The organism is Nocardia vinacea NBRC 16497 (genome assembly GCF_000308835.1).
Lineage (GTDB): Bacteria > Actinomycetota > Actinomycetes > Mycobacteriales > Mycobacteriaceae > Nocardia > Nocardia vinacea.
Map to the genome: position 1 here is coordinate 1 of NZ_BAGN01000371.1, position 12,457 is coordinate 12,457.

Here is a 12,457-nt window from a genome sequence, read left to right on the forward strand (position 1 = left end):
AGCATGCCGCCCAGGGTGACGATGAACGCCGGAATTTTGACGTAGGCGATCCAATACCCTTGCCAGGCACCGATGGCCGCACCCATCGCGATGGCCGCCAGCACGACCAGCGGCCATGGCCAGTGCCATTGCACGATGGCGATACCGGTCACGGCGCCGACAAGTGCGCACAGTGATCCGACCGATAGGTCGATGTGCCCATTGATGATCACCAGCATCATCCCGATGGCGAGCACCAGGATGTAGCCGTTCTGCAGGATGACATTCGTGACATTGAGCGGCGTCAATAGGCTGACACCGTCGGAAAGTTTCGCCGTGGTGAGGATTTGGAACAGCAGCGTGATCACCACGAGCGCGACGATCATGCCGTATTGGCGCACATTGCCGCGCAGGGTGCGGCGCAGGGCCGCGAGCGCGCCGACCTGTTTCTGCTCGACGGCCTTCGCGATGACCTCGGCGGAGTCGTCGTCTTCGAGCTTGTCCAGCAACGTCATTCGGATACCACCTCGGCAGTGGCGGTTCCGCGTGTCATCAGTTTCATGACAGCCTCCTGTGTGGCTTCGTGTTTCGGGAGTTCACCGGTAATGCGGCCCTGGCTCATCGCGTAGACGCGGTCACACAGGCCGAGTAATTCCGGCAACTCCGAGGAGATGATCAGCACGCCTTTTCCGGCGGCGGCGAGCTGCTGGACGATCAGGTAGATCTCGTATTTGGCGCCGACGTCGATACCGCGGGTCGGCTCGTCGAGGATCAGCAGATCGGGTTCGGTGAAGATCCATTTGCCGAGTACGACCTTCTGCTGGTTTCCGCCGGAGAGGTTGCCCACCTTCTGGAATACCGTCGGCGTCTTCACCGTCAGCCGGGTGCGCAGGCGCTCGGCTTCGACTATCTCGCGGTGGGTGTCGATGACGGTGTGCCGGGAGACCGCGGGAAGATTGGCCAGGGTGATATTGCGTCGGATGTCTTCATCGAGGATCAATCCGTATTGCTTGCGGTCCTCCGAGACATAGGCGATCCCGGCGCCGATCGCATCGCGCACCGACGAAATTCGCAGTACTGCGCCATCTTTGCGGATCGTGCCGCGAATATTGCGGCCGTAGGACCGGCCGAAGACACTCATCGCCAATTCCGTGCGCCCGGCACCCATCAATCCGGCGATACCGACGATCTCACCGCGCCGCACGTTGAGTGCGGCGTCCCGGACGATCCGGCGATCGGCAATGGTCGGGTGATCGACATTCCAATCGGCGATCTCGAAGAACACCTCGCCGATCTGCGGATCGGTCCGCGGCGGGAACCGGTGGTCGAGATCGCGCCCGACCATCCCCTTGATAATGCGATCCTCGGTGACCTCCGCGGCCGCCGCGTCCAGGGTCTCGATGGTCCGGCCGTCGCGCAGCACGGTGATCGAATCGGCGACCTCGAGCACCTCATTGAGCTTGTGCGAGATAAGGATCGAGGTGATGCCCTGCTCGCGCAGCTGCCGCAACAGCGCGAGCAGGCTCGCGCTGTCGGTCTCGTTGAGTGCCGCGGTCGGTTCGTCGAGAATGAGCAATCGCACCTGTTTGGACAGCGCCTTGGCGATCTCCACGAGCTGCTGTTTACCGACACCCAAAGCGGCGACCAGGGTTTCGGGATCCTCGACGAGACCGACCTGCCGCATCAGCAGCATCGCCTGCCGATTGGTCTCGTGCCAGTCGACGGTCCAGCTGCGCAGGCGTTCATTGCCGAGAAAGATGTTCTCCGCGATCGAGAGCTGCGGCACCAGCGCCAATTCCTGGTGGATGATCGCGATTCCCGCCGACTCGCTACCGCGAATATCCTTGAACGCCACATCGGTACCGTCCATGCGGATCTGTCCGCTGTAGGAGCCGTGCGGGTAGACGCCGCTGACCACCTTCATGAGCGTGGATTTGCCCGCGCCGTTCTCGCCGACCAGCGCGTGGATTTCGCCGTCGGCCACCGCGAAATCCACCGCGTCCAGCGCCTTCACACCCGGGAATTCCATGGTGATTCCGCGCATTTCGAGAATGTGCTTGGTCATGGGCCGTGTCCTTTTCTGCATGCCCGAGGCAGCCTCCGTGGTTACGCAGGCTGCCTCCTCCGGCCCCTGACTCGGCCATGCGGGCAGCCCTTTCCTGGTCGTCAGGCGAAGTCGCGCTCGGAGTAGTAGCCGGAGTCGATCAGCACCTTGCGGTAGTTGTCCTTGTCGACCGAGACCGGCTGCAGCAGATACGACGGCACCTTCTTGGCGCCGTTGTCGTAGGAGGTGGTGTCGTTGGTTTCCGGGGTGCCGCTGGTCAAGATCGCATTGACCATCTGCACGGCGCGTTTTGCGAGGTCACGGGTGTCTTTGAAGACGGTCATGGTCTGCTCGCCCGCGATGATCGACTTCACCGACGCCTTCTCGGCATCCTGACCGGTGACGACCGGCATCTTCTTATCGCCCCTGCCGTACCCGACCGCCTTGAGGGCCGAGACGATGCCGATACTGAGGCCGTCGTAGGGGGACAGCACGGCATCGATATTCGTGGTGGAGTAATTGGCGCTGAGCAGGTTCTCCATCCGGGACTGGGCGGTGGCGCCGTCCCAGCGCAGCGTGGTCACCTGATCGATGGCGGTCTGCCCGGAGCGGACCACCAGCTTGCCGGAGTCGAGATAGGGCCGGATCACCGACATGGCGCCGTTGAAGAAGTAGTAGGTGTTGTTGTCGTCGGGGGAACCGGCGAATAGTTCGATCGAGAACGGGCCCTTGCCATCCCGCAGTCCGAGCCGGTCCACGATGTAATTCGCTTCCAGCACACCGACCTTGAAGTTGTCGAAGGTGGCGTAATAGTCGACATTCGCGGTGTCGCGGATGAGCCGGTCGTAGGCGATCACCGCGATCTTGTTCGTCTTGGCCTGCTGCAGTACGCCGGTGAGCGATTTGTTGTCGATCGCCGCGATCACCAGTGCCTTGACACCCCGGGTGATCATGTTCTCGATTTGCGAAACCTGCGTTTCGATGACGTCCTCGGCGTACTGCAGATCGGTGTCGTAGCCGAGGTCCTTGAACTGCTTGACGATATTGTTGCCGTCGGCGACCCAGCGTTCGGAGGATTTCGTCGGCATGGCGATGCCGATCATGCCGCCGGCCGCGGATGAATTCCCGCTGTCCTCAACGGAACACGCGGCCGCGGCCAACAGCGCCGCGACACCGGCGGCGCCGGCGAAGAGTCCGCGTCGGTTGATAGTGGGCATGGGCACAACTCCTTGACTAGACCTGGACGAACTCGATGCCGGCGAGCTGACAGAAGACCTGCCAGTCGGCGGCGTGGTGGCCGATATTCATGACCTGGTGATGCGGCCCGCCCGCGGTGAGCCAGCCGTCCATGCAGGCCCGAACACCGCTCGCGGGGCGGAACTGGCCGTAGGGCATCTCCAGTGCGGGCAGTTCCTGGCTGTCGAGCACATTGCCCTCCGCCACCACCAGCCGGAACTTTTCGCCACCGAGCGAAACCAGACAGGCCAGCGTCGCGGGCCCCGGCCGGTAGCGGAACAGGAAGGTCGGCGGCTCGTCGAGCTTGCCGATGCCGAGCTCGCGCCGAATCAGCCGGACCGGCTCATCGGTGCGCGCGATCCGCCAATTCCCCTCGCCCATATGGCTCATCAGAATCGAGTCGGAGGGGAAGTCCATCGCATACATCTCGGTGAAATGGCCGTCGCCGATCAGCTGATGCCCCGCGTAGACCATGGCGGCTGCCATCGCATCGCCTTCGGCGCCATAGCCGTACCCCTTGGCCATCAGACTCGATGCCGCGGCCAGCGGCAGCCGCTGGAACCGGCCGTCCTCGCCGATCGCGTCGAAATGTGTCGAGTACGCACCGTAGCCGCGGTCGGTGAGAATGCGTTCGATTGCGATCTGCATCCGGGCGTGGTCTTCGCGTTCCGCACCGGTCAGTGCGGGATCTATCGCGAATTCCCGGTCCTCCCAAGCCAGCAGCGCCGCTACGTCGTCATCGGTCACCGCCTGGCTGCCGCGGTAGAGGTCGCCGGGGGCGACGAAGCTGATCTCCGGCCCGAGCGCCCGCAACAGCGCGTTCTCATCGACGCGAATATCGCCCATATCGTTCATGGCATAACCGAATACGCCGACCTTGAGCGACCGCCAGGCGGTGACCGCGCGCGCGGCCCGCGCCCAACGATCAACGCGCACAGCGAATTCCGGTGTGCGCCAATCGTCGGTCACGACGGTGAACGGACGGTCGGCGCGGACCATTGCATTCGCAGTGTCCTGAGCGCCGTGAATGCCCTGGTTGTAGGTCATATCCGCCATATCCCAGGCTGGGGTCACGGCCGGTTCGGGCTGAATATTGGCCAGTAGCACCGGAAGTCGGTTCTCGTTGAACAACCGGGCCACCCGCATCGCCGGGCCGTAGGTGAGCATCACCACCATGACGCCGTCGAGATCGGCATTGACGAATTCGCGCATGACCGCCTCGGCGTCACGCCGGTCCTTGACGGGGCGTCCGACGGTCCAGTCGGCGAGATCGGCGAGTTGTTCGGCGATATCGTGGGCGTAGCGGTCCTGGCGCTCGGCGATGCCCGGGATCATGTCGTCGTAGAGGGCCTGCATGATGCCGAGTAGGCCGATGCGTGGTTTCGGGTTCATCGAGGAGGTACTCCTTTGTCGGCGGCCGGAATCAGTGCTGGCCGTATACGTTCTGGTAGCGGTCGTGCAGGCTGTCCACATCGGCCTGCGCGATGGGGACCGGTTCGCCGAGTTGGCGCGCGATATGCACGGTGCGAGCCACGTCCTCGCACATGACGGCCGCCTTGACCGCGGCGCGGGCGTCGCGGCCGACCGCGAAGACGCCGTGATTGCGCATCAGGACGGCGGGGGAGCGGTGGCCCGACAGCGTCGCGACCACACCCCGGCCGATATCGTCGTTGCCGATGAGCGCGAAGGGGCCGACCGGAATTTCGCCGCCGAACTCATCGGCCATGGCGGTGAGCGCACAGGGAATCGGTTCCGCGCGTGCGGCCCACGCGCTCGCGTAGGTCGAATGGGTATGCACCACTCCGCCCACCTCGGGCATCGCCCGGTAGATATAGGCGTGCGCGGCGGTATCGCTGGACGGTGACAGATCGCCTTCGACCAGGTTGCCGTCGAAATCGCAGACCACCATCGAGTTCGGGGTGAGCTCGTCGTAGGACACGCCGCTCGGCTTGATGACCAGCAGCTGCTCGCCGGGTACCCGGGCGGAGACATTGCCCGCGGTCCACACCACCAGCCCCCAGCGCAGCAGTTCTCGATGCAGATCGACCAGCTGCTCGCGCAGGCCGGTGATGGCGGTTGGCTCGGCTGTGCCTACGGTTCGCTCGCTGCGCTCGTTCATGCGGTGGCGACTTCCCTTCGTGCGTCGTTACGGATGCGCCGCAGCCGGTGCAACATTTCGGTGCCGCCGCGGCCGAAATGGTCGTGTAGGGCTCGGTATTCGGCGTAGACGGCGTCGTAGGCGGCGGCGCGGTCGGGATCTGGGAGGTAGGCGTTGCGGTGCACCCGGCCCATCGCCTTGGCGGCGGCGCGGACATCCGGGTAGGCCCCGGCGGCGACAGCGGCATGGATGGCCGAGCCGAGCGCCGGGCCCTGATCCGAGCCGATGATCGACAGCGGTAACCGCGTCACGTCGGCGTAGATCTGCATCAGCAACGAGTTCTTCAGCAGGCCACCGGCAATCACCAGTTCGCGAACGGGAACGCCTGCGGCATTGAAGGTTTCGATGATGGTGCGGGTGCCGAAGGCGGTGGCCTCCAGCAATGCGCGATAGATGTCCTCGGGTTTTGTCGCAAGGGTGAGGCCGACGAGGATCCCGGACAGATCGTGGTCGACGAGCACCGAGCGGTTTCCGCTGTGCCAGTCCAGCGCGACCAGGCCGTGCTCACCGACCCGCTGCTGCCGTGCCAGATCACTCAGATAGGCGTGTGTGTCCATGCCGAGCGCGGCGGCCTCGGCGTGATAGCGCCCCGGCAGCGACGAGTCGACGAACCACGCGAAAATATCGCCGACACCGCTCTGCCCCGCCTCGTAACCCCAACTGCCACTGATGATTCCGCCATCCACCACCCCGCACATGCCAGGCACCTCGGCAAGGTGATCACTGTTCATGACATGGCAGGTGGACGTCCCCATCACCGCGAGCAGTTGCCCGTTCTCGACGGCCTGCGCGGCGGGCGCGGTGACATGCGCATCGACATTGCCCACCGCGACCGCGATCCCGGGTCGCAGTCCCGTCCATCCCGCTGCCCGCTCGGTCAGGCCTCCGGCACGGCCTCCGAGCGGGGACAGCGGGTGGACCAGCTTGCCGACGGCGAAGTCGGCGAAGTCCGGATTCAGCGCGGCGAGGTAGTCGCTGCTCGGCCAGCTTCCGTTCTGGTGAATTCCCTTGTAACCAGCTGTGCAGACGTTTCGCGTCTCCTGACCGCACAGCTGCCAGACAATCCAGTCCGCCGCCTCGATGAAACGTTCGGTCCGCTCATAGATCTGCGGATCCTCTTCCAACATCTGCAGCGCCTTGGCGAACTCCCATTCCGCCGAGATCTTGCCGCCATACCGGTTGATCCACGGCTCGGCCCGTTCGTGGGCGAGGGTGTTGATCCGATCGGCCTGCGCTTGTGCCGCATGGTGTTTCCACAACTTCGGATACGCATGCGGACGCGCCGCGAACTCCGGCACCCGGCACAACGGTGTTCCGTCGGCAAGGGTGGGCAGCACCGTACAAGCCGTGAAGTCCGTAGCGATTCCGATGACGTCAGCCGGGTCGACCCCCGATTCGACCAGCGCGGCAGGCACCGCCGTCCGCAACACATCGACGTAGTCCTCAGGATCCTGCAGCGCCCAATCCGGAGGAAGCTCAGGGCCGCTCACCGGCAAATTCCGATCGATGACCCCGTGCCGGTATTCGGTTACCGCACTGGCGAACTCGGCCCCATCCCGCACCCTGACCACAACTGCCCGCCCGGACAACGTGCCGAAGTCGACACCGACCACATACCTGTCCGCCACTGTGACGCTCCTAACAATGTTAACGCAAACATTGTTAGCGCGAACATTTGCTCCGTGTCAAGGACTCGCTCATTTCGTAAGTTGTGATCGCTCACGTCGAGGCGTGTCTACGACATCCATCCTTTGGCGATGAAGCACTCGCCGATGTGGTGTAGCGGCTGGGTCGGCGACATGACGACCGGGCCGCACGCGTCACCGGGGCTCGACGAACTTCTGACATCGGCCGGTTTCGCGAAGGTCACCTGGGAACAGGTCACGTTCGAGATGCGCAGCACACCCGAAGAGGTGTGGGTGTCCGCCGTCCAAACTACGACGAGCAGCTCGCAGCGCCGCATGAGGTGCTCATCGCGCGAGCCTCGGTCATAGTCGACGACGGACACATTACCGGCGGTGCGCGTGTATCAATCGCCACAACTCGGCTCGGGGACCTTCGCGCTGAATCTCGTTGTGCGGCAGTCTGAGTGGATCATGCATCCAGCCGGTTGTTCAGTGGCCTTCAGGGGCAAGGAATTCCAGCCGGTTGCCGACGCCATCGCGCGTGTGAAAGCGGCGGCGTCCGGGGATCTCGGCCGGATCGGCCCACTCGACCGGAAACCCGGCGGCCACCAGGGCATCGGCCGTTGTGTCTACCGGGCATCCCACCTGCACGTGATGAAGTATGCCGCCAGCCTACGCGGCCACACGATAAACCATTGGCGCGCAAGCGGATGGCAGACTGAGCCGAGTGTTCGTCGAGCAGGTCGTGCCAGTGTCCGCGGATCCCGAGGTGATGCTCTTTGTCGCACACTCCGCCGGTCCAGCGCAGCGCACGCTGTTGGTCATCCACGGTGGACCGGACTGGGACCACAGCTATCTGCGCGAACCACTGGTCGAGTTGGCCGGGACGCATCGGCTGATACTGCCGGACCTGCGCGGCTGCGGCCGTTCCACCCGGGGACTTCGAGACGACGAATACACCCCGGACAGTGTTGTCGGGGATCTGACGGCGCTGCTCGATGCATACGGTGTCGCCCGAGTCGACGTGCTGGGGTTCTCATACGGCGGCCTGATCGCCCAACGTCTCGCCGTGGATGCACCCGACCGGGTACGACGGCTGATCATTGCGTCCAGCAGCATCCTGCCGGTGCCCGCAGACGCCTTCGCCGGATGGCGGGTCCGGGACGAGCGCCGCGCCAGGGAGGCGCAGGTATGGTCCGACCGCATGTCGGCCGGTGCCGAACTTACTCGCGCAGCAGCCATCGCCGGAGCTTCGGCCAATATCTGGCGGGCGGCAGCCCTACCTGACTACCTGCGGCGTCTCGCGGCCATCCGGTTCTCCGCCGAATGGATGCGGCCGATGCTGGCAGGCACATTGCCCTCGCCCCGATACGAAAACGCGGCGCGGCGATTGGCCGAGCTCAACGTCCCGTTGTTACTGCTACACGGTCGACAAGACATGATCTTCCCATCGACACTCACCACCGAGGCTGTTGCGCTGATTCCCTCCGCACAGCCGGTGGTGATCGACGAGGCAGGCCACATGGCCCACATCGATCAGCCAGACCAGTGGCTCGGTGCCGTCCGCGAATTCCTGAGCTGACCGCCACTGGTATGCCGACGAACCACCCCATGTGTTTTCCGACATCGTGCTAGCGGATGGTGCCGGCCTTACAGGCGGGGCAGGTCGTCGCTGTTCGGGCGCAGCGGGATTCGATGCCCCGATAGCGGGTGAATAAGCCCGAACAAGTCGGCCACCGACGTCGCCAGCTTTTCTGGGGCGACCGACAGATGCTTCTCGAGTGCACGGCCGAGGTCGGCCGTCGCGGAAAACCGCGATGGCCGACCAGGTTTCGGCTGAACGTGGGATGGTGCGATTACCGCGCGGCTACGGCGGGAGTAGGCGCAGCGGCGGCGCGATCCTGTGTGCCCAACTGCGGGTAGGTCGGATACTCGATGCCCGAGATGTACTGCACCGTCCGCACTACCTGGCACGAATAGCCGAATTCGTTGTCGTACCAGAGGTAAAGGATTGCGGTGTCGCCGTCGACGATGGTGGCGTTGGCGTCGACGATGGATGCTGCTCGGGAGCCGATGAAGTCGCTCGAAACCACATCGGTGGCGGCGGTGTAGTCGAGGTTGCGGCTCAGTGGGCCGGCCAGCGACACCTGACGCAGGTACTCGAGCACTTCGCTTTTCGTGACCTCTCGCTCGAGTTGCAGGTTCAGGATCGCGACCGAAACGTCCGGGGTAGGAACGCGAATCGAGTTGCCGGTGATCTTGGCCTTGAAGTCCGGCATTGCCTTCGCGACCGCGGATGCGGCGCCGGTTTCGGTGAGCACGAGGTTGAACGGGGCGGAGCGGCCGCGACGGTCGGCCTTGTGGAAGTTGTCCAGCAGGTTCTGGTCGTTGGTGAACGAGTGCACCGTCTCCACGTGACCGCGGACGATGCCGTACTCGTCATCCATCGCCTTGAGCGGTGGCACGATCGCGTTGGTCGTGCACGAAGCGCACGAGTAGATCTGTTCCGACAGATCGAGGTCGCGGTGGTTGACGCCGTGCACGATATTCGGGACGTCGCCCTTGCCGGGCGCGGTGAGCACGACCTTCGCGATGCCGGGCCGCAGGTGCTGCGACAGGCCGTCACGGTCACGCCACTTACCGGTGTTGTCGATCAGGATCGCCTCGTTGATCCCGAACTCGGTGTAGTCGATCGTCGTCGGATCATCGCTGTAGATGAACTTGATGACGTTGCCGTTCGCGATGATCGTGTCGTTCTCGACGTCGACCTTGATCGTTCCATTGAACTGCCCGTGCACCGAATCCCGCCGCAGCAGCGACGCGCGCTTGGCCAGATCACCCTCGGCACCCTTGCGCACCACCACGGCCCGCAGGTTCAGCCCGTTGCCGGACCCGACCTTCTCGATGAGCAGCCGAGCGACCAGACGACCGATCCGGCCGAAGCCGTACAGCACCACGTCGCGTGGGCCCTGCGCCTCGGCCTTGTTGCCGTCGGTGACATCGGCCAGCACCGCGGCGGTGAACTCCGGAATCGACAGTTCGCGACCGTCGGTTCGATAGGCCATGACCAATCGGCCGAGGTCGATCTTGCAGGGACCCAGATCCAACGCGCTGAGTACTTCGAGGAACGGCAGGGTCTCCTCGATCGACAGTTCCTCACCCTCGATCTGACGCGCGAACCGATGCGTCCGCAGAATGCTGATCACCGATTTGTTCACCAGTGACCGGCTGTGCAGGAGGATGGTCACCCCCTTCTCGCGATACAGCCTGCCAATGATCGGAATCATCGCCTCCGCCGAAGCCTCGTGAGCGTTCCAGCGGTCAAGATGGTCGGTAGTCAACACAAGCCCCTCGGCGTTTCCTCGATCTGTACGAGAATCGATGCTATCCAGGGCCGCGCTATCACAAGGCCCCGATACCCAGTTGTGAGGTCGGCGTCCGTCGAGAAGCTGATATGCGGGCAAAAGAAATCCGCGCATGCCGTCGCTGCTGCGATGCGGGATCGACGGCGGCCGGCGGTAGCGGTGCGGTTTCAGCGCTGCCGATGTAGGCCGCTTCCGGCTAGCGGCAGCGCAGGCGGGTGGGCTCGACCGCGGTGACGATGGCGCTGGTCTGCAGCATCGGCCCGGTTGCTAGCCCGGTGCCGGCGCCGATTTCGACGACCTGGGTGCCGCGACGCAGTAGCCGGCGTCGTGGAGTCGTTGCCATAGCGCGGCCGGTTGGCGGCGCGATCGTAGACTTCGGCGTGGGCATGGAAGTGCAGCGGTTCGAGCACCAAGCATCGCAATCGGGTGCGCTGTCGGACGGGCCTTTTATGCAAGATGGCCCAGGCCTCCGAGTGGTGTTGGACGGCCGGATTCACGAAGTTGATCGTATGGCTCAGAGGTACGCTGAAGTTGCTAGAGGTTTGTTGGCGGATTTCTGGACACGATCCGCGCACTCGCACCGGTGGCGGGGGAGTGCCCGGCCGCGTACTTGCCGGCTCGAGCATGGCTGGGAAATTCGCGCGTCGACGATAGCGCCGACTCTCGACGGTCGGCTTGGCTAAATCAACTAGTGGGCCACCCGCTCGCGGGCGAGGGTTGGAATGCAAGCGAGTACACCGTTTGCCACTCGGGTGGTCACGGGACGGCACAATGGATGACACGGAAGTGAGTGGCGGGGACGCCACTCGGGAGTCAACGGAGACGTTCGGACGCTATCGGCTTCTGTCGCTGCTGGGCCAGGGCGGCATGGGCCAGGTGTGGCGAGCGCATGATTCGCTGACCAACCGGGTGGTGGCGCTCAAGGTGTTGCCCGAGCGCTTCGCCGATGACGAACAGCTGCGCGAGCGGTTCCGCCGGGAGTGCCGGGCGGTAGCGCAGTTGACCGAGCCGCATGTGATCCCCATCCACGACTTCGGCGACATCGACGGTCGGCTCTATCTGAATATGCGCTTGATCGAGGGCACCGACCTGCGCAAGGTGATCACGCAAGAAGGGGCCCTGTCGCCGCGGCGAGCAGTGGCGATCATCGCACAGGTGGCCGGCGCGCTGCAGGCGGCCCACGACGCCGGGCTGGTCCACCGCGATGTCAAACCCACCAACATCCTGCTAGGGGCCGATGAGTTCGCCTCCCTGATCGACTTCGGGATCGCCCACGCCGCCGACGACCGTACGCTGACCACGATCGGCGAGACCATCGGCACGATCGCCTACATGGCGCCGGAGGAGATCGGCTCGGAGATCAAGGCCGATGCCCGAGTGGACGTATACGCGTTGACGTGCGTGCTGTACGAGTGCCTGACCGGCCGGCCGCCGTTTACGAGTTCAGCGGGAGTGCAGGGTGTGATCGCCCATCACCTGCACACCCCGCCGCCGCGTCCCAGCACCACCACACCGGATGTACCGCCTGCGTTCGATGCGGTCATCGCCAAGGGAATGGCCAAAAACCCCGACAAGCGTTACCAGACTGTGCGCGAGCTGGCCGCGGCGGCCTGCGCCGTGGTAGACGATTCTGCGGTCAGCACTACCGGGGGTGTGGCTGCGCGCCATGCGCGGCGAATCAGATTGTCGCCCAAGACCGCCGGGCTGCTCGCCGCCGCGGTCGCGGTTGCGGTGGTGGCCGCCGTAGCTGTCGTCATTGGTGTCCAACGAGAATCAGGCGGCGGTGGCAACTCGCCCCCACCTGTCGCCGGGGCCTACTCGCGACAGACTCCGCTGCCGTTCACCGACGTAACCCTGCCCACCGGTGTGGCGGTCGATACGGCAGGCAACGTATACGTCAGCGACACGAGTAACGATCGGGTGATGAAATTGGCGGCGGGCGCGTCGGCGCCAGCCCCGCTGCCGTTCACCGGCCTGAAGGATCCCCATGGTGTGGCGGTCGACAGGGCGGGAGACGTATACGTCGCCGACCGGGTAATCGATCGGGTGA

12 protein-coding genes are annotated in these 12,457 nt (G+C 64.5%); 2 read left to right on the forward strand and 10 right to left on the reverse strand.

Annotated elements, in window-relative coordinates; translation table 11 throughout:
- From ON44_RS34730 to ON44_RS49610, 8 genes are all read right to left on the reverse strand, one after another.
- A partial coding sequence (locus ON44_RS34730; RefSeq protein ID WP_040698586.1) for an ABC transporter permease subunit occupies positions 1-494 on the reverse strand: 494 nt, incomplete at its 3' end.
- Positions 491-2,044: a multiple monosaccharide ABC transporter ATP-binding protein gene (gene mmsA, locus ON44_RS34735; RefSeq protein ID WP_040698587.1), complete on the reverse strand. Its 1,554-nt coding sequence runs from the start codon at positions 2,042-2,044 to the stop codon at positions 491-493. The genes ON44_RS34730 and mmsA, both read right to left, overlap by 4 nt.
- A gap of 101 nt (positions 2,045-2,145) precedes the next feature.
- Complete coding sequence (chvE, locus tag ON44_RS34740) at positions 2,146-3,240, reverse strand: multiple monosaccharide ABC transporter substrate-binding protein (RefSeq protein WP_040698588.1); 1,095 nt, start codon at positions 3,238-3,240, stop codon at positions 2,146-2,148.
- Positions 3,241-3,256: 16 nt separating this feature from the next.
- A complete protein-coding gene (locus ON44_RS34745) occupies positions 3,257-4,651 on the reverse strand; it encodes an L-fucose/L-arabinose isomerase family protein (protein ID WP_040698589.1) in 1,395 nt (464 codons plus the stop codon).
- A 31-nt stretch (positions 4,652-4,682) separates the two neighbouring features.
- Positions 4,683-5,378: an L-ribulose-5-phosphate 4-epimerase gene (locus ON44_RS34750; protein WP_051182758.1), complete on the reverse strand. Its 696-nt coding sequence runs from the start codon at positions 5,376-5,378 to the stop codon at positions 4,683-4,685.
- On the reverse strand, positions 5,375-7,045 hold the full coding sequence (gene araB, locus ON44_RS34755) for a ribulokinase (protein WP_040698590.1): 1,671 nt from the start codon (positions 7,043-7,045) through the stop codon (positions 5,375-5,377). Before araB ends, ON44_RS34750 begins: the two co-directional genes overlap by 4 nt.
- A 107-nt stretch (positions 7,046-7,152) precedes the next feature.
- A complete protein-coding gene (locus ON44_RS34760; RefSeq protein ID WP_040698591.1) occupies positions 7,153-7,425 on the reverse strand; it encodes a hypothetical protein in 273 nt (90 codons plus the stop codon).
- Between the two features lie 106 nt (positions 7,426-7,531).
- On the reverse strand, positions 7,532-7,693 hold the full coding sequence (locus ON44_RS49610) for a hypothetical protein (protein ID WP_218007693.1): 162 nt from the start codon (positions 7,691-7,693) through the stop codon (positions 7,532-7,534).
- 76 nt (positions 7,694-7,769) lie between these two features.
- Here ON44_RS49610 and ON44_RS34770 point away from each other — a divergent pair, with 76 nt between their 5' ends.
- Positions 7,770-8,624, forward strand: a complete 855-nt coding sequence (locus tag ON44_RS34770) for an alpha/beta fold hydrolase (protein WP_040698592.1) — start codon at positions 7,770-7,772, stop codon at positions 8,622-8,624.
- Between the two features lie 274 nt (positions 8,625-8,898).
- Here the strand turns inward: ON44_RS34770 and ON44_RS34775 are convergent, their stop codons facing one another.
- Entirely contained in the window at positions 8,899-10,383 is a 1,485-nt protein-coding gene (locus ON44_RS34775; RefSeq protein WP_040698595.1) for a glyceraldehyde-3-phosphate dehydrogenase, read from the reverse strand.
- A gap of 220 nt (positions 10,384-10,603) precedes the next feature.
- Positions 10,604-10,750 carry a hypothetical protein gene (locus ON44_RS50770; RefSeq protein WP_157187426.1) on the reverse strand — a complete coding sequence of 49 codons (147 nt, stop codon included), beginning with the start codon at positions 10,748-10,750 and terminating at the stop codon, positions 10,604-10,606.
- Positions 10,751-11,178: 428 nt separating this feature from the next.
- On the opposite strand from ON44_RS50770, the gene ON44_RS34780 reads away from it, so the two are divergent.
- Positions 11,179-12,457: serine/threonine-protein kinase (locus ON44_RS34780; RefSeq protein WP_040698596.1), on the forward strand; the 1,279-nt coding region annotated here is incomplete at its 3' end.